Origin of the sequence: Streptosporangium sp. NPDC020072 (assembly GCF_040631445.1) — a bacterium.
Taxonomy (GTDB): domain Bacteria; phylum Actinomycetota; class Actinomycetes; order Streptosporangiales; family Streptosporangiaceae; genus Streptosporangium.
Map to the genome: position 1 here is coordinate 1 of NZ_JBEYAB010000011.1, position 23,889 is coordinate 23,889.

The 23,889-nt window shown below is 69.8% G+C and carries 18 protein-coding genes; 6 read left to right on the plus strand and 12 right to left on the minus strand.

Annotated elements, in window-relative coordinates:
* Positions 1 to 46 precede the first annotated feature (46 nt).
* Positions 47 to 1,228, minus strand: a complete 1,182-nt coding sequence (locus ABZ470_RS25660; protein ID WP_352011916.1) for a homogentisate 1,2-dioxygenase — start codon at positions 1,226 to 1,228, stop codon at positions 47 to 49.
* 182 nt (positions 1,229 to 1,410) lie between these two features.
* Positions 1,411 to 2,103, minus strand: coding sequence for a helix-turn-helix domain-containing protein (locus tag ABZ470_RS25665; protein ID WP_352011915.1), 693 nt, complete (start codon positions 2,101 to 2,103; stop codon positions 1,411 to 1,413).
* Between the two features lie 179 nt (positions 2,104 to 2,282).
* On the opposite strand from ABZ470_RS25665, the gene ABZ470_RS25670 reads away from it, so the two are divergent.
* From ABZ470_RS25670 to ABZ470_RS25685, 4 genes are all read left to right on the plus strand, one after another.
* Complete coding sequence (locus ABZ470_RS25670) at positions 2,283 to 3,893, plus strand: FAD-dependent monooxygenase (RefSeq protein WP_362914338.1); 1,611 nt, start codon at positions 2,283 to 2,285, stop codon at positions 3,891 to 3,893.
* 31 nt (positions 3,894 to 3,924) lie between these two features.
* On the plus strand, positions 3,925 to 4,398 hold the full coding sequence (locus ABZ470_RS25675) for an OsmC family protein (protein WP_352011913.1): 474 nt from the start codon (positions 3,925 to 3,927) through the stop codon (positions 4,396 to 4,398).
* A gap of 231 nt (positions 4,399 to 4,629) precedes the next feature.
* Entirely contained in the window at positions 4,630 to 7,149 is a 2,520-nt protein-coding gene (locus ABZ470_RS25680; RefSeq protein WP_362914340.1) for a molybdopterin oxidoreductase family protein, read from the plus strand.
* Between the two features lies 1 nt (position 7,150).
* Positions 7,151 to 7,609, plus strand: coding sequence for a hypothetical protein (locus ABZ470_RS25685; protein WP_352011911.1), 459 nt, complete (start codon positions 7,151 to 7,153; stop codon positions 7,607 to 7,609).
* A gap of 5 nt (positions 7,610 to 7,614) precedes the next feature.
* On the opposite strand, the gene ABZ470_RS25690 is transcribed toward ABZ470_RS25685, so the two are convergent.
* The 3 genes from ABZ470_RS25690 to ABZ470_RS25700 all read right to left on the minus strand — a co-directional run bounded on the left by ABZ470_RS25690 (position 7,615) and on the right by ABZ470_RS25700 (position 11,049).
* Positions 7,615 to 8,610: a DMT family transporter gene (locus ABZ470_RS25690; RefSeq protein ID WP_362776139.1), complete on the minus strand. Its 996-nt coding sequence runs from the start codon at positions 8,608 to 8,610 to the stop codon at positions 7,615 to 7,617.
* Positions 8,611 to 8,771: 161 nt separating this feature from the next.
* Positions 8,772 to 10,070 (minus strand): M20/M25/M40 family metallo-hydrolase, encoded by a 1,299-nt coding sequence (locus tag ABZ470_RS25695; RefSeq protein WP_352011909.1) that lies wholly within the window; start codon positions 10,068 to 10,070, stop codon positions 8,772 to 8,774.
* Positions 10,057 to 11,049 carry an Lrp/AsnC family transcriptional regulator gene (locus tag ABZ470_RS25700; RefSeq protein ID WP_362914342.1) on the minus strand — a complete coding sequence of 331 codons (993 nt, stop codon included), beginning with the start codon at positions 11,047 to 11,049 and terminating at the stop codon, positions 10,057 to 10,059. Before ABZ470_RS25700 ends, ABZ470_RS25695 begins: the two co-directional genes overlap by 14 nt.
* 143 nt (positions 11,050 to 11,192) lie before the next feature.
* Here ABZ470_RS25700 and ABZ470_RS25705 point away from each other — a divergent pair, with 143 nt between their 5' ends.
* The gene (locus tag ABZ470_RS25705; protein ID WP_362914344.1) at positions 11,193 to 12,482 is read left to right on the plus strand and encodes an MFS transporter; all 1,290 of its coding nucleotides are present in this window, start codon (positions 11,193 to 11,195) and stop codon (positions 12,480 to 12,482) included.
* A 564-nt stretch (positions 12,483 to 13,046) separates the two neighbouring features.
* On the plus strand, positions 13,047 to 15,950 hold the full coding sequence (locus tag ABZ470_RS25710) for a BTAD domain-containing putative transcriptional regulator (protein WP_362914346.1): 2,904 nt from the start codon (positions 13,047 to 13,049) through the stop codon (positions 15,948 to 15,950).
* Here ABZ470_RS25710 and ABZ470_RS25715 read toward each other — a convergent pair.
* Genes ABZ470_RS25715 through ABZ470_RS25745 form a run of 7 tightly spaced genes read right to left on the minus strand, consistent with a single transcriptional unit; the run spans position 15,898 to position 23,881 of the window.
* Entirely contained in the window at positions 15,898 to 17,115 is a 1,218-nt protein-coding gene (locus ABZ470_RS25715) for an MFS transporter (RefSeq protein ID WP_362914348.1), read from the minus strand. The genes ABZ470_RS25710 and ABZ470_RS25715 overlap by 53 nt on opposite strands.
* A complete protein-coding gene (locus ABZ470_RS25720) occupies positions 17,106 to 18,320 on the minus strand; it encodes a hypothetical protein (RefSeq protein ID WP_362914350.1) in 1,215 nt (404 codons plus the stop codon). Before ABZ470_RS25720 ends, ABZ470_RS25715 begins: the two co-directional genes overlap by 10 nt.
* Before the next feature lie 27 nt (positions 18,321 to 18,347).
* Complete coding sequence (locus tag ABZ470_RS25725) at positions 18,348 to 19,994, minus strand: class I tRNA ligase family protein (protein ID WP_362914352.1); 1,647 nt, start codon at positions 19,992 to 19,994, stop codon at positions 18,348 to 18,350.
* The gene (locus ABZ470_RS25730; protein WP_362914354.1) at positions 19,991 to 21,082 is read right to left on the minus strand and encodes an FAD-binding oxidoreductase; all 1,092 of its coding nucleotides are present in this window, start codon (positions 21,080 to 21,082) and stop codon (positions 19,991 to 19,993) included. The genes ABZ470_RS25725 and ABZ470_RS25730 overlap by 4 nt, the downstream gene beginning before the upstream one ends.
* Positions 21,082 to 21,414: a cupin domain-containing protein gene (locus tag ABZ470_RS25735; RefSeq protein ID WP_352011901.1), complete on the minus strand. Its 333-nt coding sequence runs from the start codon at positions 21,412 to 21,414 to the stop codon at positions 21,082 to 21,084. Before ABZ470_RS25735 ends, ABZ470_RS25730 begins: the two co-directional genes overlap by 1 nt.
* Positions 21,411 to 22,637 (minus strand): SidA/IucD/PvdA family monooxygenase, encoded by a 1,227-nt coding sequence (locus tag ABZ470_RS25740; protein ID WP_362914356.1) that lies wholly within the window; start codon positions 22,635 to 22,637, stop codon positions 21,411 to 21,413. The genes ABZ470_RS25735 and ABZ470_RS25740 overlap by 4 nt, the downstream gene beginning before the upstream one ends.
* The gene (locus ABZ470_RS25745; RefSeq protein WP_362914358.1) at positions 22,634 to 23,881 is read right to left on the minus strand and encodes an ATP-grasp domain-containing protein; all 1,248 of its coding nucleotides are present in this window, start codon (positions 23,879 to 23,881) and stop codon (positions 22,634 to 22,636) included. The genes ABZ470_RS25740 and ABZ470_RS25745 overlap by 4 nt, the downstream gene beginning before the upstream one ends.
* Positions 23,882 to 23,889: the final 8 nt, after the last annotated feature.

Here is a 23,889-nt window from a genome sequence, read left to right on the forward strand (position 1 = left end):
CCGCGACCGTGGTCGCGGGGCCCTTCTGAGCGGGAAGGCGGGCGTTTCACCCGCCGACGTCGACGCCGGCGCCGCGGGCCCACGACCAGGCGTAGCCGGGGTCCTCCGCCTCGTCGAGGTGGGGGCCGAGGTCGAGCGGTTTGAAGGTGTCCACCATGACCGCGTACTCCTCGGTCCTGGTCACCGTCATGCTCTTCTCCGCGCTGCCCGGCTGCGGGCCGTGGATGTAACCGGCGGGGTGCAGGGAGATGGACCCCATGCCGACGCCCGTGCCCGCACGGCTCATGAAGTCGCCGCCGCAGTAGAACAGCACCTCGTCGGAGTCCACGTTGGCGTGGTTGTAGGGGACCTTCACCGCGTCCGGGTGGTAGTCGTACATGCGCGGCACGAAGGAGCAGATGACGAAGCCCGGCCCTTCGAAGGTGATGTAGGTGGGCGGCGGCAGGTGCAGCGCGCCGGTCGAGGGGGTGAAGTCACGGATGGACAGCGCGTAGGGGTAGTTGTAGCCGTCCCAGCCGACCACGTCGAAGGGGTGGTAGGCGTAGGTGTAGCGGGTGACGCCACGCCGGTGCCTGACGTACACCTCGGCCGGTCCGTCGGCGGAGGTCAGCTCCTCGGGGCCGCGGATGTCCCGCTCGTTGTACGGCGAGCCGTCCAGGAACTGCCCGAACGGCGACATGAACCGCTTGGGCGGCCTGATGTGCCCGCCGCCGGACGCGGTCACCACGAACAGCCGTAGCTCGCCGCCGAGCAGCCGCCAGCGGTGCGTCGTGGAGGTGGGGATGACGACGTAGTCGCCGTCGCCGACCTCCATCCGGCCGTAGGGGGACTCCAGCACGGCCGAACCCGCCTCGACGTAGACGAGCTCGTCGCCGACCGCGTTGCGGTACAGGGGGCTGTCGGCGTCGGCGGCGACGTAGGAGATCGTCAGGTCGGAGTTGCCCATCAGGACCCGCCGGCCCAGGATCGGGTCCCCGCCCGGCTCGAAGGCGTGGGTGCGCAGGTGCCGTGGCAGCAGCGGATCGTTGGGCCGCATCGGCCCGCCGTCGTCGGCATGGCTCTCCGCCGCGGTGATGGCGGTCGGGATCCTGCGGTGGTACAGGAACGACTGGGTCCAGCTGAACCCCTCCTCGCCCTGCATCTCCTCGTGGTAGAGGGCGCCGTCGGCGCCGCGGAACTGGGAGTGCCGTTTACGTGGCACCTCGCCAAGACGCCTGTAGTAGACCATGCCCACCTCAATCCGGGGTCGAGCCCTGCGCTCTGTTGGCGTTCTATTATCGGTTACATAGACCGTATATCGGCGATCCTTGCGCACGGACAGAGGGTTGTCAATCGCCCGGACATGCGAAAAGCCCCGGTGCCCGCTCGGGGCTCCGGGGCCGTCGCGCCTGCGTCAGGGCAGGCCGGAGGTCAGGTCAGGCCGAGTGCGATACGCCCCGCCAGGGCGATCACCTCGCCGGCCAGAACCTTCTCGTCGTGCTTGCGCTCCTTCGGGATCACCACACCGACACTGGCGTCACACCAGCCGTTGACCACGATCGGGGCGGCGATGCCGGTGAAGTTGGGGACCAGTTCGCCGGTGGTGACGACGTACCCCCGGCTTCGCCCGTGGCTGACCTTGTCGCTCTCGCCGGGCTCGGGGGGACGCCCGGCCAGGATGGCGATACCGGTGGCGGCGGTGCCCAGCGGATGCCGGGAGCCGGTGCGCAGGCCGATGTGGAAACTGGCCCGCTTGGGCTCGACCGAGGCCAGGGTGACGGCCCCGTCCCCGTCGGCGACATGCATGACGGCGGTGGCGTCGAGCCGCTCGGCGATCTCGGTGAGCAACGGCCCCGCAACCACCATGAGATTCTGTGAGACCTGGCGCGCCAGGGTGAACAGCCCCATGCCCAGCAGGTAACGTCCCTCACGGTTGCGCCGGACGAATCCACGGTGCAGCAGGGTCGCCAGCAGGCGGGCGGCGATGGAGCGGTGGACGCCGAGCCGGGCGGCGGCCTCGGTCGGCGACAACCCCTGGTCCACCTCCGCGAGGATCTCCAGCAGGCGCAGCCCCCGATCGAGCGTTTGCGCGATTTCGCCAGATCTGGCCGGTTCCTCGGTCACGGTCTCACTCCTAGTCGAAAATCGGGCTACACGAGCGATTATCGCGCCTCCCCCGCTCGCACGCCAACATCGATTCGCGTCGCATCCCGTCGCCCCTCTTGAAGTCCCGCCGCAAACAGGGCAATCTATGACCAATATACGGTCGTAGTAACCGGATATCGGTCACTTCGGAGGTGGCGATGGTTCTGCCGGACAGCTCAGGTTCTTTCCCGCACGTGGTGATCGTGGGCGCGGGGCCCGTGGGCATGGCCACCGCGATCCTGCTCGCCAGGCAGAACGTGCGCTCGGTGGTGCTGGAACGCCGTGACCAGCCGAGCTGCCGGCAGTCCAGAGCCGTCACCGTGCAACGCGACATTCTCGCGCTGTACGACCGTCTCGGCGTGGCCGACGAGATCGTCAACGACGGGATGAGCTGGTCGCTGGGCCGCACGTACTACGGCGACAAGGAGATACTCCAGCTCAGGTTCCCGCCGCACGGCGAGGAGATCTACCCGCCGTTCGTGAACTTCCCGCAGTTCCGCATCGAGGAGATGCTCCACGACGCGGCGCTCGCGACCGGTCTGGTGGACATCCGGCTGGAGCGCACGGTCACCGGCTTCGAGCAGGACGACTCCGGCGTGCGGGTCACGGCAGACGGCCCCGAAGGACCGGAGACCCACACCGGCGCCTACCTCGTCGCGGCCGACGGCATCGGCAGCGGCGTACGGCGCCGCCTGGGCATCACCTTCGACGGCTGGCAGACCAAAGGCCGCTTCCTCGTCGCCGACTTCGAGGCCGAACTGCCGTTCAGGCGGGAGCGGCGGCTGTGGTTCAACCCGCCCTTCTATCCCGAGGGGATCGTGCTCATGCACGGGGTGAGCCGGCGACTGTGGCGGCTGGACTGGCAGATCCCGCTGGACGCCGACGCCGACGTCCTCACCGAGCCCGAGCGGGTGCGGGCGCGGATCGCCACCGTGATCGGCGACCACCCGGTGAAGGTGGTCCGCAGCAACACCTACACCTTCCAGCAGTGCAGGGCCTCGGCCTTCCGCAGCGGCCGCGCGTTCCTGGTGGGCGACGCGGCGCACGTCGTCTCGCCGTTCGGCGCCCGCGGCATGAACAGCGGCATGGAGGACGCGGAGAACCTGGCCTGGAAGCTCGGCCTCGTGCTCAACGGCAAGGCGGGGCACGCGCTCCTGGACAGCTACGAGACCGAGCGGGCGGCGGCGGCCGACCACAACCTGGAGCTGACCGGGGCCTCCATGAAGTTCATGACCCCCGACGGCGAGCCGGGCCGCCGCGAGCGCGACGCCGCGCTCGCGGCCGCCGCCGACGACCCCGGTCAGGCCCACCGGGTGGACAGCGGCAGGCTGTATGAGCCCTTCCCCTACTACGACTCGCCGCTGACCGCGCCGACCGTCCTGTCCTCTCCCCGGGTACGGCCGGGTGCGCCGCTGCCCGACCTGCGCTGTGCCGAGGGCGGCCGCGCGACCACGCTGCGCGCCATCACGGCGGGGTCGCTGACCCTGCTCGCCGTACCCGGTCGCGACGGCCTCACCCCCGGGCTGAGCGCCGCGCTCGACGCCGTCCCCGCCCCCGCCTGGGTCCGGCGCCGCGTCCTGGCCCCCGCGCCCGCGGGCCCCGGCACGCTCACCGTGCTGTCCGACAAGATGTGGGACATCTACGCCGGCGAGCAGGATGTCGTCTACCTCGTGCGCCCCGACTGCTACGTGGCGGCCGTCGTCCCGCTGGACGGCACCCCCGTCGACTTCGGCGCGCTGACCGCCGAGGCGTCCAACGCCGCCGGCTGACCACCATCCCGCCCCAACAAGGAGCAGCACCATGATCGACAGCAGCGCCGTCGTCGAGACCTCCCGGGTGAGCGTCGAGGCCGCGCCCGGACGCACCAAGCTGGTCACCGTTCCCCTGGACGGGCAGGTGCCCATGGGCATGCACGGCGGCGTGGCCGAACACTACAAGGTGCCGCTCGACACCATCGAGCCGCACGCCACCACCCTGGACTACCTGGTCGGCGCCACCGCGGGATGCCTGACCGGCACCCTGTCCGGCATGCTCGGGCAGCTCGGCCAGCCGACCACCGACGGCGCGCTGACGTCCGAGGCCGAGGGGACCATCGTCAACGACGGCGGGGTGCTGCGGATCGCCGCCGTCCACGTGCGTTACCGGGTACGCCTGGCCGAGGGGGTGGACCCCGCCGAGGTGGCACGCGCCCACGACCGGCACACCCGGCACTGCCCCATCGCGCGAACCATCGGCGGCTGCGTGGAGATCACCACCACTCTGGAGACCGTCTGAGCCCACCTCTCCCTCCGGATCCCGGGCCGCCGGGCGGCGGCGCCGGGCCTGCGGAGCGGCGGATGGACGGAGTGCCGTCACCCTCCCGACCTGGGGTTCCAGACCACTGTGCGGACCGCCCCGTGCCGGTCGCCACGTACGTCTCGCGTTGAGCACGTCGTGTGACGGGCGCCAGGCGGGGTAGCGCATCTGTCGTCCCCATGTCGCGTCCTCCTGGAGGGAGCCGCCGGTATGACCGACCGGATCACCGACCCGTGGGGGGCGCGTACGCCGTACGGCCCTCCTGGCGCGGCCGAGCGGATCGCCGCCTCGCTTCCCGAGGGCGTGCGCGCCCTGCTGCCCGGCGATCCGGGCCGGCACAGTGCCTGGCCGGTGCGGGTGGACGCCTTCCTTGAGGATGGCGTCCAGGAGAAGGACGTCGAGAAGTGGGTGCAGGCCGCCTCGATCCTGCACTCCAACGGCGACGCGATGGACATCGCCGTCGCCGGAGGCCGGATCGTCGGAGTACGTGGCCGGGCGGGCGACAGGGTCAACCACGGGCGGCTCGACCCCAAGGACCTGTACGGCTGGCAGGCAGGAAACAGCCCCGACCGGCTCACACGTCCCCTGGTACGTGAGGGCGACCGGCTGGTCGAGACGGACTGGGACACCGCGATGGGGCGGATCGTCGCCCGCTCAAGGGAACTGCTCGACGGACCGGGTGGCTGGGGCCACTTCGGCTTCCACACCAGTGGCCAGCTGTTCCTGGAGGAGTACTACACCCTGGGCGTGATCGGCAAGGCCGGGATCGGCACACCGCACATGGACGGCAACACCCGGCTGTGCACGGCGACCGCCGCCGCGGCGCTGAAGGAGAGCTTCGGCACCGACGGGCAGCCCGGCTCCTACACCGACGTCGACCACTGCGACGCGATCGCGCTGTGGGGTCACAACGTGGCCGAGACGCAGACGGTGCTGTGGATGCGGATGCTGGACCGGCGCCGTGGCCCCCGGCCCCCGGCCATGATCGCCGTCGACCCTCGGGAGACGCCGGTGGCGCGGGAGGCCGACGTGCACCTGGCGGTACGGCCCGGCACGAACATGGCGCTGATGAACGCCCTGATCCACCGACTGATCGACAAGGGGTGGTACGACGAGGAGTACGTCCGCTCGCACACGATCGGATTCGAGGAGCTGTGCCGGGTCGTGCGGGACTGCCCGCCCGGATGGGCGGCGGAGATCTGCGACGTGCCGGTGCGCTCCATCGAGCGCGCCGCGGAGATCCTGGGATCCTCCAGGAGGCTGCTGTCGACGGTGCTGCAGGGTTTCTACCAGTCCAACCAGGCCACCGCCGCCGCCTGCCAGGTCAACAACATCCATCTGCTGCGCGGCATGCTGGGCCGCCCCGGAGCGGGGCTCTACCAGATGAACGGCCAGCCGACCGCGCAGAACACCCGCGAGACCGGGGCCGACGGCGACCTGCCCGGGATGCGCAACTGGGACAACCCCCAGCACGTTCGGCAGCTCGCCGAACTGTGGAACGTCGAGCCCTCGGTCATCCCGCACTGGACTCCCCCGACGCACGCCATGCAGGTCTTCCGCTACGCCGAACAGGGCTCGATCAAACTGCTGTGGGTCTCGGCGACCAATCCCGCCGTCTCCCTGCCCGACCTGACGCGCGTCCGCCGGATCCTCGCCAAGGAGGACCTGTTCCTCGTCGTGCAGGACATCTTCCTGACGGAGACCGCGATGCTGGCCGACGTGGTGCTGCCCGCGGCCACCTGGGGGGAGAAACAGGGCACGTTCACCAGCGTCGACCGTACCGTCCACCTGGCGGACAAGGCGGTGGAGCCGCCCGGCGAGGCCCGCTCCGACCTGGACATCTTCCTCGACTACGCCCGCCGGATGGACTTCCGCGACAAGGACGGCGCGCCGTTGGTCAAATGGCACGATCCCGAGTCGGCGTTCGAGGCGTGGAAGGCGTGCTCGGCCGGGCGTCCGTGCGACTACACCGGCATCACCTACGAGCTGCTGCGCGGCGGAAGCGGTGTCCAGTGGCCGTGCACGCCCTCGGCTCCGCGCGGCACCGAAAGGCTCTACACCGGCGGGCGCTTCAACACCGGCCCCGGCTACTGCGAGGACTACGGGCACGACCTGCTCACCGGTGCCGCCTACGACGAGGAACGCCACCGGGCCATGGAACCGCGGGGGCGGGCGTTCCTGCGGGCCGCGCCGTACCAGCCCTCCCCCGAGGTGACGAGCCAGGAGCATCCGACGCTGCTGACCACCGGCCGCACCGTCTATCACTTCCACACCCGCACCAAGACCGCCCGCGCGCCCCAGCTGAACGACGCCGCCCCCGAATGCTGGGTGGAGATCGCCCCCGGTGACGCCGCCGCGCTGGGGGTGGCCGAGGGGGACCTGGTTCGTGTGGAGTCTCCCCGGGGGGCGCTGGAGGCCAGGGCCAGGGTGTGCGGGACCCGTCCCGGGGTGGTGTTCGTGCCGTTCCACTACGGCTACTGGGACCGTGGCGAGCCCGGCCCCGGCGGGGAGGCCCCCCGCGCGGCCAACGAGCTGACGCTCACCGGCTGGGACCCGGTGTCCAAGCAGCCGATCTTCAAGGTCGCCGCGGTCCGGGTGACCAGGGTCTCCTCCGGGGGCGGGGTGCCTTCCGCCTCCCCCACCGTCGGCGTCGTCCCCGCCGACCCACGGGTCCCGGCCACGAGGGGCGGGCCCGCGGCGCAGGTCCGCGAACGCGTCGAGGAGGCGTGACATGCACCTGGCCCACTATCTGGGGTTGCTGCACAGGTCACAGACCGAGCTGGCGGACGCCTTCCGCGAGGTCGGGCGGGGCCATCGTGACGAGCCCGACGTCCATCACGTCTGCGAGCGGCTGGCCGGGCAGTGCGACGAGCACGCCCGCAGGCTGGCGCCCTTCGCCCGGCGTTACTCCGAGAAGGCTCCCGACGAGCCCGAGAGACTGCACGCCACCCTGTTCTCCGGCACCCGCACCGGCGGCCTGGGACTGCTGCGCGACCTGCACGACCTTTACCTCATGGCCGCCGAGTGCGACATCTCCTGGACCCTGATCGGTCAGGCCGCGCAGGGGGCGCGGGACGAGGACCTGCTCGGAGTCGTCGAGGTCTGCGAGAAGGAGACCGCCGTCCAGCTGCTGTGGCTGCGCACCCGCATGAAGCAGGCCGCCCCCCAGGCCCTGGTGGTCGCCTCGTGAGCGGCCTACCGCCGCGCCGCTCCGCCCGCGTCCTGGGAGGACTCGCTTCGTGACGCCGGTTCCGGAGTCCTCCCCCGCACGGTGGGCCGCCGCGTGCGCAGCGCGTGGAGCAGGCGGGCGGACGCGCCGCCGTTCTCGGCCGCGAGTACGGCCAGCAGCATGAGCGCCGCGCCGGACCATCCGACGACGGTCAGCCGGTCACCGGCGAGCCAGAAGCCGAACAGCCCCGCGAAGACGGGTTCGGTGGTCAGGAGCAGGGACGTGCGCACCGGTGAGGTGTGCCGCTGCGCGTAGGACTGGACGAAGTAGGCCAGGGCGCTGGCCACCACCGCGGTGAAGGCGATGGCCCACCAGGTGTCGGTGGCCGTCGGTGTGACAAGCCCGCCGGTGGCCGAGGCGACCGCGAGCGCGGCGATCCCGCAGACGCCCAGCTGCACGACGACCATGGAGCCCACGGGAAAACGGCGGACGGTCCTGTCCGTGACGATGATGTGCGCGGCGAAGCCCAGGCTGCAGCCCAGCGTGAGGGCGTCGCCGACCGGGCTCCAGGCGCCGCCGAACCCCGACAGGAGCAGAAGCCCGCACGCGGCCAGGGCGATGCACACCCACACCCGGCCGCTGACCGCCTGGCGCAGCACGAGCCAGGCGAGGATCGGGGTGAAGACCACGGACAGGCCGGTGATGAATCCGGAGTTGGACGCGGTCGTGTAGGCCAGTCCGACGGTCTGGAGACCGTACCCGGCCGTGAGAAGGGCCCCCAGCGTGAGACCGGCCCGCCAGCCTGCCGCCGGAAGCCGCCGCAGGTCCCTGCCGTAGGGCACCAGCAGTACGGCCGCCGCCGACAGGAACCGGAGCGCGATGAACGACCACGGCGGAACGTCCCGGATGGCGTCCTGGGTCACGGTGAACGTCAGGCCGAAACACAGGGCGACGCCGACGAGCCCGAGCTCGGCGACACGTCTGCTCCGTGTCCCGGCCTGACCGCCGCTGGGGGTTCTCACGTGGCTGAATTCCTTCGTCTTGCTGAGCCTGCCAGGGGATCTCCGGGCTTCGCCCCAGCAGTGGATCATGCCAGGCGGCTCTCGCTCCGGCGGCCCGGTCCAGGGCGTGCGAGCCGCGGACGAGCCGGGACGGCGCGCCCCGGCGGCCGGACCCCGCGACGTCAGTAGGTCGAGAGCAGATGATGCAGGACACGCACGCCGAAGCGGAGCGCGGACTCGGGAACACGTTCGTCCACCCCGTGGAACATGGCGGCGAAGTCCATCTCCGGCGGGAGCCGCAGAGGGACGAACCCGTACCCGTGGATCCCCATCCGATGGAAGGTCCTGTTGTCGGTCCCCGCGGACAGGCAGTAGGGCACGACGCGCCCCTGTGGATCCTCGGTCCTGAGCGCGCCCAGCATGGCCTCGACCAGCGGGGTGTCGAACGGAGCCTCCACCGCCTCCTCGAAGTCGATGCGCTCACTGGACACCCGGGGCCCGGCCAGCCGGTGGAGCGTGTCGAGGAAGTCGTCCTTCAGCCCCGGGAGGAAACGCCCGTCGATCTCGGCGACGGCCAGTTCGGGCACGACGTTCGTGGCATATCCGGCGTGGAACTGTGTCGGATTGGCCACGTGGCGCAGTGAGGCCCCGATGAAACGGGCCGTCGGCCCGAGTTTGCCGAGGACACCGTCGATGTCGTCCTCGTCGAACGGCACGCCGCAGGCGTGGCAGATCTCCTTGAGCATGCGGAGGGTCGTGGGGGTCAGCCGCTGCGGCCAGTGGTGGGCGCCGATCCGGCTCACGGCCGCCGCCAGCTCCGTCACCGAGTTGTCCGGGTGGATCATGGAGCCGTGACCCGCCTGGCCCTCGGCGCGCATGCGAATCCACGCCAGCCCCTTCTGCGCCGTCTCCACCAGGTAGAGCCGCAGGTCGGGGGCGATCGAGACGGAGTAACCGCCGACTTCGCCGATGGCCTCCGCGCATCCCTCGAACAGTTCCGGGTGCTCGCGCACCAGGAACCGTGCGCCGTGGTCCCCGCCGGCCTCCTCGTCGGCCAGCCAGACGAAGACCAGGTCCCGCCGCGGCCGGATTCCCCTGCGCACCATGTCGCGCACGACGGCGACCATCATCGCGTCCATGTGTTTCATGTCGACGGCCCCGCGGCCCCATATCCAGCCGTCGATCACCTCACCGGCGAACGGGGGCACGGTCCAGTCACGCGGGTCGGCCGGGACGACGTCGAGATGCCCGTGCACGAGCAGCGCGGGAAGCCCGGGCACGGTCCCGCTCATGCGGACGATCACGTTGCCCCGGCGAGGCTCGCTCTCGATGTAGGTGGGGTCGAGGCCGACCTCGCCGAGCCACCGCATGACCAGCTCGGCCGCCTCGCGTTCGCCGGGGCCGTCGCTGCCGAGATTGCTGGTGTCGATCCGGATGAGCTCGGCGCACATGCGTACGGTCTCGTCCTCAAGGACCGTCATGCGGACTCCTTGTCAGAAGGCCGTCCTTCGGCAGGTGCCCTCGTTTGTAGGCCCGGGTGATGAACGCCATGTCCACATCGACCACGTCGGTCAGTCCTCCGACGACCCGGGTGACGAATCTGTACAGGTCCGCCTCGTGGGCCAGGCAGACCTCGACCAGGAGATCATGACTGCCCGCGATGGCCGCGCAGTAGCGGACTCCGGGATGGCGGGCGAGCGCCCTCCCCACCTCGTCCAGGCCGGCGGGACGCACCTCCAGGCCGAGCTGGGCCTCGACGCGCAGGCCGAGCAGCGCGGGTTCCGCCTCGACGCGCAGGTGGACCATCTGCTGTTCCAGCAGCGAGGTCACCTTACGCCGAGCGGTCGGTACCGAGATGCCGAGTTCGTCGGCGATCTGGGTGTAGCTCATGCGGCCGTCGCGCACGAGCATCTCCGCCACCTGGCGGTCGACGCCCCCGAAGTCGACCCGATCCGGTAGCTCGGCGAGCAGCGGGACACCCAGGGCCTCCACCGCGGCGCACTCCTGCTCGCTGAGCAGGGGGGCGTGCCAGTCGGCGACCGTGGTGAACGTCCTGAGCACCACCTGTGCCTCGGTGGCCCGTACCCCGGGGACGGCCGGTATCTCGTCGGCGAGGATCCCGTGCAGGTTCCGCAGCGGACCCTCTCCCGAGGCGACGAGTTCGCACCACAGATCGGCGGCCCCGGTGATCGCGAAGACCCCGCGTACGTCCGGCCGGGCGGCCAGGACACGGGCCGTGGCGTCCACCGACCCCGGTTCCGTGCTGACGCGTACGTGCACGGGGCTGCCGACACCGGCGCGCAGGTCGTCGTAGGTGGCCGTGATCCGGATGGCGCCGACGGCGAGCATGCGCTGCACGCGTCGCGCCACCGTGCGTTCGTTCTCACCGAGCACCCGCCCCAGGTCCCCCCAGGTGGCCCGGGGTGAGATCTGCAGCGCCGCGACGAGACGACGATCCAATTCATCAAGTATGTCGGAATCTAACATCCAGAACCTCTGGATAGCGCTTTCGTAAACATTAATACCACTCCTTGCCTCAATATGTCATCAGGTGCAAACTTCTCGGCATACAGCCAGCCGTCAGACGACGAAGGAGTTCAGTGGTGACGGTCGACTCCGCGGTCACTCCCACCCTCCGCAGCCGCACACGCCAGTTACTGTCCACCTCAGCGGGAAACCTGGTGGAGTGGTACGACTGGCTGGCGTACGCGTTTCTCACCACTTACTTCGCGGATCAGGTGTTCCCCGACACCGGGCACAGCCTCGTCCCCCTGCTCAGCGCCTTCGCCGTCTTCGCGGTCGGCTTCGTCATGCGCCCGATCGGCGGCCTCGCCATCGGTGCGATCGCCGACCGCGCCGGCCGGCGCCCGGCCATGACCCTCACCGTCGCACTCATGGGCGTGAGCCAGCTCGCGATGGTCTTTCTGCCCACCTACGCGCAGGCCGGGCTGTTGTCCCCGCTGTTGCTGATCGTCATACGCCTGGTCCAGGGATTCTCCGTGGGCGGCGAGTTCGCCGTGTCGTCGGTGTTCCTGGTGGAGTCGGCACCCCCCGGCCGGCGCGGGCTGTTCTCCAGCTTCAGCTACTTCAGCTCCAACCTCGGCCAGCTCATGGCGGCCGGCGTGGCGAGCCTGCTCGGCAACATGCTCTCCATGGACCAGATGTCCTCCTGGGGATGGCGGCTCGCCTTCGCCCTGGGGGCGCTGCTGTCCCTGCTCGGCCTGTGGGTCCGATACGGAGCCGAGGAGACGTACGTCCACGCCGAGGCGATCAGGAAGGGCGCCGTGGACAGGCCGGGACTCTTCGACTTCCTTCGCAGGCACCCCAAGGAGTCGATGCTCATCGTCGGCATGACCGCGGGAGCCACCGTCAGCTTCTACACCTGGTCCATATACCTGCCGACGTACGCCACGATCACCGCAGGCGCGGACCCGGCGCGGGCGCTCACGGTGAGCACGATCGCGCTCGTGTTCTTCACGGCGATCCAGCCCCTCGGAGGGCTGCTGGCGGATCGCGTGGGCAGGAAGCCCCTGCTCGTCGTCTTCGGAGCGGGCTTCACCGTGCTGACGGTCCCGATGCTCGGCATGCTGCAGGACTCCTTCTGGAATCTGCTGCTCATCTCGTGCGTGGCCATGGTGCTGCTGACCGGTTACACCTCGGTGTGCTCAGCGGTCATGGTCGAGTTGTTCCCCTCGAAGGTCCGCACGACGGGCATCGGTTTTCCCTACGCGCTCACCGTGGCGCTGTTCGGCGGCACCGCACCGTACGTCGCCACGATGCTCGCCGACGGGGGGCACGGACAGGTCTTCGGCTGGTACGCCAGCGCGCTCACGCTTGTCTCCACCGTCGTCTACATCCGCATGCGCGAGACCAGGGACACGGTGCTCGACTGAGTGAACCGCCCCTGGTGGCCCGGTAGGCCCGGTACGAGCGCGGACTGACCCGAACCCGCGAGCGGCGCCTCCGGGCCACCGCGCGTGCCGGGGTAGCGCGTTCCCAGGCACGCCGAGGCGAGCACGCCAGGACGCCGGGCGCGCGTGCCACCGCGGGGACGGAGCCGCCCGGCGCGGGCGTAGGTCGGCGCCCCCTGCCGTCCGCGCCGCTCCCCCTCACCTGGAGTAGTCGTCTCCGCCCGGATCAGACAGGGCGTACCGCAGTGGATGACACGCCATAGGCCATCCGAAATCAGCAAATAAACACCGAACCTACCAACCCATAACCAATCAACAGACGACCTACAATGTCGGGAGACGGGGTTCGTAGAGAAGTTGAGCACTTGGCTGATTAAAGCCCGACCACATCCTAGAAGGTTTTCCGCCCGAAAATCCCGCATGAGATATACATACTCGTCCGACAGTTATGTCTGACGCCCCGTTGGGGCCTTCGTCATGGAATGGATCATGGTGGATGATGAGATTCATCGAAGAGCCGTCGACGGGTCGCCTCCGGCTTCGGCAGTGGATCACCTCCCCCCTCGCCTCCTGTTCCAGGTCCTGGGGCCTCTCCAGCTGACGGTCGACGGCCGTTGTGTCCCCCTGCGCGGCACCAGACTGCAGACGACCCTCGGCCTGCTGTTGAGTCAGCCGAACAAGGCGGTTTCGGACAGTCATTTAATCGACGGACTGTGGCCGGAGAATCCCCCGCCGTCGGCGGCCGCGAACCTCCGCGCCTACATACGCACCCTGCGGCAGCTTCTCGGCGATCCGCAGAGGGTGGCGCGCATGTCGCGCGGATATCTGCTGCGGGCGGAGCCTCACGAGATCGACGTTCTGCATTTCGCCGAGCTGACCGCCCAGAGTGATCACTTCATCGAACAGGGGGACATCAGGCGGGCGGCCGACCTGCTCCGGCAGGCACTGGACAAGTGGAGCGGCCCAGCCTATTCAGGGCTTCACGCCAGCGGCCCGCTCCGCACCGAGGCCGCGGTCCTGGAGGAGCAACGTTTCAGATCCGCTCACCGGTGGGTGGAGCTGGAGATCAAACTCGGGCACCACGCGGAAATGATACCGATCCTTCTTCAGCTCATCGAAGACTTCCCCCTGCGCGAAAAGCTGCGCGCCCAGCTGATGGAGGCCCTCTACCGCGCCGACCGGCAGGCGGAGGCACTGGAGGTGTACCGGGAGACACGGGCGCTGTTCATCGAATCGCTCGGCATCGAACCGGGCCAGGAACTACGGGAACTGGAACAACTGGTACTGCGCGGAGGCTCCCTGGCGGAGGCGGAGCCTGCGGAGCCCGTCGTGACGTCACCCCCTCGCAACATCGTCCCCGCGGACACCGCCGACTTCACCGGCCGGGACAAGGAGGTCGCGTTGCTGTCCGAGTGGCTGACCGGCTCTCCTGGAGGCACTCCTCCGATCGTTGTCGTGTCCGCACGCGGAGGCGCGGGAAAGACCACCCTGGCGGTCCACATGGCCAACCGTCTGCGGAACAGGTTTCCCGACGGTCAGATCTACGTCCATCTGCGCGGCGCCGAGACGACGCACCGGACGATGCCCGAGGTCGCGCTGGCCAGCATGCTTCGCGCCCTCGGGGTACCCGACACCCGGATTCCGGAGAACCACGACGAGCGTGGGGGCATGCTCCGGGCGATACTCTCCGACCGGAGAGTCCTGCTGATCATCGATGACGCCGGCGACGAGAGTCAGGTGATGCCTCTCATACCCGGCATGGGCGGATGCGCCATGCTGGTCACCAGCAGACGCAGGCTCACCGCCATCCCCGGAGCGCGCCTGCTGGAACTGGAGCCTTTCACCGAGGACCAGGCACTCAGGTTCCTGCGGCACATGGTCGGTTCCAACCGGATGGACGCCGACTCCAAGGCGAGCCTCGCGCTCACCCGTCTCTGCGGGCGGCATCCGCTGGCGTTGCGAATCGCCGGAGCCCGTCTCGCCGCCAGGCCGCACTGGTCGCTGGCCCGGATGGTCAGCAGGCTCACCGACGAGCACCGGCGATTCGACGAACTCGTCCACGGAGAGCTCGACGTACGGGCCAACCTGATGGTCTCCTACAGGGCGCTGCAGCCGCGAGCACGTCTCCTGCTCATGCTCCTGGGAGCCCTGGACGCCGTGGACCTTGAGGAGTGGGTGGCGGTCACGTTGCTGGACAGCTCGTTCCTTGAGGCCGAGGACCTCCTCGACCAGCTCGTGGACAGCCATCTGGTCAACACCGCGACCACGCCTTCCGGGCGGGTCCGCTACAGCCTGCACGATCTGATCCGCATCTTCGCGCGTGAGCGCGCCCAGCAGGAGCTCGCGCCCGACGATCTCCGGGAGGCGTTGCAACGCGCCTTCGGCGCGCTGCTGACCGTCACGGAACACGCCCACACGCTCCTCGCGGGCCGCGACCACCTGGTGGTGCACAGTAACGCCCCCCGCTGGGAGGTCGGCCCCGAGGTGCTGGACGACATCGTCACCGATCCCGTGGCGTGGTGCGAGACCGAACTGACGAACATCTCCGCCGCGGTGCAGCAGACGGCGGCGCTGGGCCTTGACGAACTGTGCTGGGACATCGCGGTGACGGCGGCTCCCCTTCTGGAGGTACGCCGTCATCTGGACGAATGGCAGCACATGCACGAGATCGCGCTCGCCACCGTGAGGGCCTCCGGCAATCCGCGTGGGGAGGCCGTCATCCTGACCGAGCTGGGCGAGCTGAGCCTGGGGCTTCACGACCACCGCAGGGCGGTCGACTTCCTGGAGGACGCCGCGCGCATCCTCACCGGTCTGCAGGACAGGCACGCCCACGCCCTCGCCCAGCTGAAGCTGGCCGCACTGGACCGGCTGGGCGGGCGGCTCGACATGGCCCTGCGGCGGGCGCAGGACAGCGTGACCGTCCTGAACGATCTGGGTGACCTGGGAAACCAGGCACTCGCCCTTCGGCAGATCGGGCAGATACACACCCAGCTCGGCGAGCACTGTCGAGCCCGGGAACACTTCGAACGAGCGCTGAGCGCGGCCGAACAGGCCGGAGCGTCCCGCCTCGTCCAGCAGATCAACTACCGGCTGGGAGAACTTGACGTGGAATGCGAACGGCCGCAGGCCTCCGTCCCCCGTTTCGAGGCCGTACTGGACTTCTGCCGCTCCATCGGGGACCGGGTCGGCATGGCCTACGCCTTCTACGGACTGGGCCGGGCGCAGGCGGCCATGGGGCGGCTCCAGGAATCCGGTCAGACGCTCGCCCTCGCGCTGACGCACGCCGAGGACACCAACGAGCGCATCGTCGAAGCGGAGATCCATCAGTACCTCGGCAAACTCGCCCACGCCCGTGGCCGGGCGGCCGAGGCGGCAGGGCAGTTCCACATCGCGGGCGTCATCTTCCGGGAGCTGGGTGTTGTGCCGCGGAAAGACGACGCGTTCCCATGACGGCGGCGAGTGTGACGACGACACAGCAGAGGAGCGGCGTCAGGAAAACCCGGTTACCGCCGTACTCGTCCGCGGTCCATCCCGCCATCGGCGCGCCGAGCGCCACCCCGGCCCCGAGACCGGTACTGATCCAGGTCATCCCCTCGGTCAGCCTCTCCGGGGGAACCAGCCGCTCGACCAGGCCGGTGGCGAGGATGAGGATCGGCGCGCACGCGGCACCGGAGACCAGGAGCACACCGCCCAGGACGTAGAGATTGTCCGTCACCAGCATGGGCGCCGTCGTCAGCGTCAGCAGGATCGCCGCGGCCGTCAACTGCCTGGGGACGCTCCAGGAAAGCCGGCGCCCGCCGAAGAGGACGCCGGAAATCCCGCTCCCCAGCGCGTAAAGCGCGAGAATCCAGCTCGCCAGCACGGTCTGACGGTGTTCGGTGGCGAAGCCGACGACGGCCACCTCAACGGACCCGAAAAGACCCCCCATCGCCGTGCAGACAGCGACCACGGCCCACAGCCCCCGCGCCTTGAGAAGCACGCCGCCACGGCGTTCGGAGACGGCCACGACCGGCGGCTCGGTGGCTGTCCGCGAGGCGAGCAGCCGGCATCCCGTGAACAACAGCACGGCCGCCGCCACGAGCCCCGCCTCGGCTCCCACCACCAGGGACAGGTTGACCGCGAGCACCGGTCCCACGATGAAGATGAGGTCGTCGACCACGGACTCCATCGCGTACGCGGTGTGGAGCCGATCGGTTCCCTGCAGCAGGTGAGCCCACCTGGCACGCACCATGGAGCCGACGTTGGGCATCAGACCGACCAGCGCGGCGCAGCCGAAGAGCGTCCAGGCAGGCGCTCGCAGCGAACCGCAGACCACCAGGCCCGTCAGCCCGGTGACGGCGGCCAGCGACGCCGGCACGACCACCCGGCGCTGCCCCAGGCGATCCGCCGCTCGCGACAGCGGTGGCCCGAAGACGGCGTAACAGAGCGTCTGGGTCGCGGTGACGGCACCGCCCAGCCCGTAGGAACCGTACCGGGCGGCGACCATGATCACTATGCTGACGCCGATGACGGCCACGGGAAGCCTGGCCAGCACCCCCGAGACCGCCATCCCTCTGGCGCCGGGAACCGCGAGCACCCGCGCGTAGGGAGCCAGCGGCGAGGAGATCACACGCATGACCGCTGCACCGGTTCCGTGACGCAGACGAAGGCGTCCAGGGTGGCGTTGATCGCCGACTCGACGTCCGCGACGGTCCCGGCACGGTAGCGGAAGCGGCCGAGAAGCTCCTCACCACCGGACGGGCCGTCGAAGCAGTGGCCGGGTTCGAGGAGGTCCTCGCCGTACAGTCCTTCGATCGTCCCGGCGAGGGAGGGCCGCGACAGCAACCGGTGTCCCGCGGGGCCGGGAACCTGCAGGTATCCAGCGATCTCCCGGCTCTCGGACGAAACGCCGATGGTCTGCGGGCGCTCTCCGAGCTGCAGCCGGATCCAGTCTCCGATGACGTCCACCCCGTAGACGTCCCGCAGGACGAACGCGATCTCGCCACCGCCCACCCGTGCCGCCACCTCAAGGAACACCGGCCCTGACGCGGACTCGATGATCTCCAGGTGGAACGCCGAACGGTGAAGACCGAGCCCGGTCAGGCAACGCAGCGTGAAGGCGAGCATGGCGTCGGCCACCGGCCCCTCCTGCACGGCGGACCCGAGCGGCGTGCCACGGCTGTACTCGTAGCAGGTGTTGACGTAGCGCGACGCGCGGGCGAAAAGGAACCGATCGGCTTCGACGATCCCGTCGACGTGCCAGATCGGGCCGTCGACGTACTCCTCGACCTCGTAGTCGTCGTGGCCGGACCGTTCGAGCTCCGTGAGAACCTCCGACAGTTCGAAGGAGTTGTGAACGATGTGGCAGCCCTTGCTCGCGGTCTGCGCGCGCGGTTTGACGACGACGGACCCGCCCACGTGTCGCCGGAACTCTCCGATATCGGCGGGTGACTTCACCGTCGCGAAACGCGGGACCCGTACGCCGGCGTCGGCCAGGACGGTTTTCATGGTCACCTTGTCGCGAAAACGCCGTACCCAGGAGGAGTCGTCTCCTGGAACACCGCAGACCTCCCGGATGCGGGCACCGGTGGTCAGGTCGAACTCCGACAGCGCGAGGACCAGGTCGAACCTTCCGCAGGCCTCCTGGACGGCCTGGGCCGCGGCGACCACCTCAGCCTCGTCGTCGAGACCGTCCAGCACGGTGACGTGCCGCGCCTCTTCCGGAATCCACGGCAGATGCGTGGGCACGGTCACGTAACACACCTCGTGACGGAGGTGGTCGACATAGTCTCCGTAGGCCGAGAACTCATCGTCCCACCGGTTCACGACGAGGACTCTCACATTGCTCTCCTTGCTCGATGGCGAGCGTCAGGCCGGAACATGACGCGACGAGACAGGCAGGACGGACACCAGATCACCCAGCGTGATCGGCTCGAAGCCACCGGGCCCACCACTCGCACGCGGCCGGGTGGGCTCCAGGAAGGCGGCCAGGCGTGGTTCGCCCGTGCCCCCGAGCGACTCCCACAACCGCCGGCCGAGCCGCGGCATGATCGGGAAGGCCAGGACCGCCACGCCCTTCAGCCACCAGTAGGCCTGGGAGGCAGAACCCCACTCGCCGGGCGTCTCCCGCCACCAGAGGTCGAACGCCGCGACGGCGTCCGCCGTCGCGATGACCAACCCGTCCAGAGCCGTTTCCTGCCGGCGTAACAGCTCCTCAAGCCGGGCCAGCCGATCCTGCCCCATGGGCTCGGGAAGGACGTCGGCGGACACCGCCGAGGCGGCACGGACAAGGGACGTCAACCGGCCGGCCAGCCGCGTGTTGTTCACCTCGACGAAGGACCGGGGCTCCATGCTCTCGGGCCCCTCCTCCAGTCTCGTCCCGGCCAGGAAGTACCGTACGGCGTCCGCGCTGATCCGCGGGGCCCGCGCGATGTCGGCGGACCAGATGACGTGTCCCCGGCTCGTCGAGAACTTCTCCCCTTCGAGCTGGTAGAAGTCGTTGACCAGAACGCGGTCGTAGCCCTTCATGTCGCCGTGCCGCAGCGCCGTCCCCACGATGCAGACCATGGTGGGGATGACGTTGTCGATACCGAAGCTGGTCACCGTGGTGACCCCGGAGCCTGGATCGAAGGCGTTGACCCCGGTCCCGCTCATCTCCCCGTGGACGGCGCCCATGAGCCTGGCGAACATGAAGATCCCCGCGTACGAGAAGAGCGTGCGCGGCACGCCGGGCACGCCTCCCTCCAGGGCCACACCCCACTGCTGGGGCGCGCTCAGGCGGACCGTACCGCCCTCGCGGGCCAGGAAACGCTCGACCGCCTCCTGGAAACGCGGCGGCACCCGCATCTCCGCCATCCGGCGCCGGAGCGGTTCCGGCTCCGCGACCCTGAGGAAGAGTGAGGAGATCTCCCGCCATTCGAGTGGGCCTGCGCCGTCGGGCCCCTGCGGTTCCAGCAGGTTCTCCGGGCGGAAATGACCGCCGCACGTCTCGCAGAAGTAGCTGGAGACCCTGCTCCCGCAGTCCGGGCACCCGCCCGTAAGCCATGGCCCGACGATGTACCGCGCGGCGGAGCGGCTGTACGGAACGCGTTCCCGCTGCTCGACCACCGCTCCCCGGTGGCGCAGCCGCCGCACGCAGGCGTCGACCTCCTCCTCGAAGACCTTCCGCCAGGGGTCCTCACAGGGGTTGATGAACTGGTCGACGCCGATGTCCACGGCGCTGAGGTCCTCCGCGATGAGCGCGTCGTACTCGGCCGCGATCTCCGCTTCGGAACGTCCTTCGGCCACGGCCTTGAACGTCATGTACGGCTCGTAGACGTCGCTCCCGGTGATGATCAGCGGCAGGTCACCGCGCATGCGCAGGAAGCGGCTGAGCATGTCCAGACGCAGGAAGGGCCCCGCGATGTGGCCGAGGTGCAGGCGCCCGTTCGGAGTGGGCTCGGAGGGAGCCAGCAGGTAGTGCCTGGGGTGAGCGGTTTTCGAGGTCCTGATCAGACCCTCGGTTGGCACGGTCACGAACGGTCGCCTTTACGTGTGTCGAGACTGAGAAGTTCCAGTGCGCGCTCAGCGATGGCCGGGGCCAGCCGGTAGCCCGATCCGTTGCCGCCGAGCGCGAGGACGACGCCCGGCCATCCGTCCACCGGTTCGACCAGCGGCATCCGGTCCGGGGTGTAACCGTCGTAGAAGGCCCGGCCACCGCAGACCTCCGCGGCCAGGGCGGGGACGTAGGCGTCGAGGACGCCGGCCGCCGTCGCCCGGTCCTCAGGGCTCAGGTCCGGCGGGCCGTCGCCCGGAGAGAGGTCCCAATGCCGTGAGGTGAAGCTGAGGAGCCAGTACCCCTCCTCGTGCACGGGGAGCAGGAAGGCGTCGTGGTCGTCGAAGACGAGAACCGGCGCGTCGTCCGGTGGCCGTACGCCGAGGTGGAGGGCGGCGACCTTCTTGACTCGGAGCCCCCGCGCCCTGGCCACGTCACCGAACGGCCCCCAGGGCGCCCGCGCCCCGGTCGCCACGGCGACCCTTCCCGCGACCGCGTACACCTCGTCTCCGTGGGTCAGCTCGTAGCGGCCGTCGCGGGGCCGTACACCGGTGACGGGCGAACCACCGCGCACCTCGCTCCCCGGGCGCCGCCGCTGTTCGTCCAGCAGTCGTCCCGCCAGGCGTCCCACGTCGGCGTGGGCGCCCCCGTCGGAGCGCAGCAGCAGCCGGTCGGCGGTTCGCAGTCCGGGCAGGACTCCGGCCAGCCAGTCCCGCCGCTCCGCGTCGGCCTCGGTCAGGCGGGGACCGGCCATGCTCTCCCGCAGCCTGTGGAGGTTCGCCTTGTCGATCATCCAGTAGGTGTCGACCGGCCGGATCGGCAGTGCGGGCAGCTCGGCCCTCAGCCTGGCGTAGACAGCCGATCCCCGCGCGGCCAACGCCCGCTGCCCGGGAGTGTGTCCCGTGGGAACGTCCAGTCCGGCTGACAGGTGCGTGGCGCCGGTGTTGCCGTCGTCCATCGTGAGGACCCGGAGCCCCGGGTTCCCCTCCGCGGCGAGATGGCCGATCATCGCCCCGATGATCCCGGAACCGATGATCGCGAGGTCGAACTCCTTCTCCGGCCTCCCCATCAGCTGCTCCGCCACCAGATGGAAAGCGCGGACACCGGCGTACCGCGGTCGGCCAGCAACATGTGCTCGACGAACGGCGCGAACCCCACGACGTCGCCCGCGCCCACCTCGTGCGGAACGCCTCCGTAGTGGAGCGTCCCCCTGCCGTCGAGCAGCAGCCAGATCTCGGTGACGGCGTGGCTGTCGGGCGGTGTCCGTCCTCCGGGGGCGACGGTGAAGCGGGCCATGCTGAACGGCCGGTCGCCCGGTAGTTCGTCGAGAGGGATCTCCCACTCCTCAAGCGCGGGGAACTCCGCGGGCAGGGCACGGAGCCCGACTCGGGGGAGGCTCATGCGTTGTACCTCCGGTATCCGAGGATGTCGTTGAGAATGACCGCGCTGCGCCAGGCCAGAAGGCTGAGGTTGGGGTCGGCGATCCCCCAGGCGTGCTGGGCGCCGTTCTGGACGTAGACCTTGCCCCTGACGTCACCGTCCAGCCGGAGTGAGAAGTCCTCCCCCACGTCCGGAGTCCCCGCGGTGGTGGACAACCGCGGAGTGAGGGTGTCCATGCAGGACGGGAGGCGGTGTTCGTAGCCGGTCGCGAGGATCACCACGTCGGTCGTCACAACGCGGGGTTCGGCGCCCTCGACGGTCAGTCCCCATCCGTCGGGCAGGCGGGTGCAGCCGGTCACCTCCATCCCGGGCATCAGACGGATCCAGTCCTTGCGGCCCAGGATGTACTCGTGCCGGTAACGCTCTCGGTAGATGTCCTCAAGGGTCGCCGTGTCGATTCCGTCACTGGCGTACTTCTGCTCCGCGAGAAGGGTCCGCCTGCGCTCCCCGGGCATCTTGTGGAACTCGCGGGCGTACTGGGGAAAGAAGTACTCGTTGGTGAACGGGGAGTCGTCCAGCGGCAGGAACCCCGGCCGCCGGGTGATCCATGTGATGCTCCGCGGGACCCTGTCCAGCCGCATCAGGTGCCGTACGATCTCGGCGCCGGACTGGCCTCCGCCGAGCACCGTGACGTCCCGGTCAGCGGTCGTCCGCTCGCGCAGGAGGAACTCTCCCGCGTGGAACACGTCGGCGCACAGGTGGTTGCGCAGGTGCGGCGGGATCCTGGGGACCGGGCCGGTGCCGAGCACGACGTTGCGCGCGAGGACCTCCCCCCGCTCGGAGCGGAGCCGGAAGAGGCCGTCGCGGAGGTCGATGTCCTGAACGTGCGTTCCGTACTCGATGGACGGAATCGACTGGGAGACCCACTGGAGGTACTGGTTGAACTCCGTCCTGTGGACGGCGGGGAAGCGTGCGGTGAGGAACCTGTAGAGCCGGTCCTCCTGGGCGAGGAAGGCCAGGAACGAGAAACGGCTGGTCGGGTCGACCAGGGTGACCAGGTCCTTCAACGGTGAGACCTGCAGGGTCGCCTCGGGCAGCAGAAGCCCCGGGTGCCAGGCGGTGCTCTCCCTGGCCTCAAGGTGGATCGGCCTGAGGTCCGGGAGAGGCTCTCCGAGCGCGGCGAGGCTCAGGTTGGCCGGCCCCATGCCGACGGCCGCGTAGTCGTACGGCTCGGCGGCGGTCACTGGATGACCACCCTCTCGTCGAGGGAGTCCCAGAAGGCCAGCGCGGCGCGGTGGGAGTCCGCCGTGTAGAGGACGTGCGCCAGGCGTGACCGGCAGTCCCGGACCTCGGGAACGGGGACACCGGGCGGGATGGCGACGTGTGTCTCGACGACGTTCGGCAGGTCGGACAGTTCGTCCCAGCCCTTGATGCCGGAGTAGGAGTCCCCCTCGGGGAGGGTGAAGAACCGGACCGCCGCGCTCGCCGCGACGGGTTCGCCGAAGGCCCCCAGCCGCCGGGGGTCGGCTCCGAGTCCCGCGGCGAGCATGATCAGCGTCAGGTCGACGCCGGTCACCCGTTTGACGAGTTCGGGGATGCCGTCCCCCGGCAGCCGCGCGCCGAGTTCGATCAGTACCGGCCCCTGGTCGCTGAGCCTGAGCTCGCAGTGGAACGGACCCGCTGTGACGTTGAGCGCTCGGACGACGTCCTCGGTGTAGGCCTTCACCTGGTCCGTGACGTCGCCGGGCAGGTCCGCGGGCGTCAGGTGGCCGAGCTCCACGAATCTCGGCTCGGCCCCCAGAACCTTCCGGGTGACGGCCACGACGGTCGTCACCCCGTCGGCGACGTAGCCGTCGGCGCTGATCTCCTCGCCCGGGACGTACTGCTCGACGATGACCCGGTGCCCCATCGGGCGTCCGAGATCGAGGGTCTCGTCCTGGGCGAGCTCGGTGAACGCCCTCAGGAGCTGGGGCCAGTCCCGCGCCAGGCTCACATGGATGCTCCCGGAGGACTCAACCGGCTTCATCACGCACGGGAATCCGACGTGCTCGGCGGCGCTTCTCAGCCGGTCCGTCGTGTCCGCCTCGGCGAAGCGCGGCGAACGCAGCCCGGCGCGCGTGACGCTCTCCCGCATGAGGGCCTTGTTGCGTACGGAGTCCACCGTCTCCACCGGCAGGCCCGGCAGGCCGAGCCGCGCGGCGAGCCTGGCCGCCGTCGCCACGTAGAAGTCGCAGCCGGGCAGCACCGCGTCGAACGGGTTGCGGCGGTGGAGCCGGGTGACCGCCTCGGCCAGAGCCGCCTCGTCGTTGGTGTCCACGACCAGGACCTCATCGACGATCTCCCTGAGCTTCGCGGGTATCTCGCAGTCACCCGCGTCCTGAGAAGCCGTCACCACCCTGGCACCGAGGCGGTGCGCGGCCCGGGCGAGGGCCGCGCCGCCCGAGACCGGTTCCACGATGAGAACGGATAATCCGTCTAGATCAGTCATCTGCACGG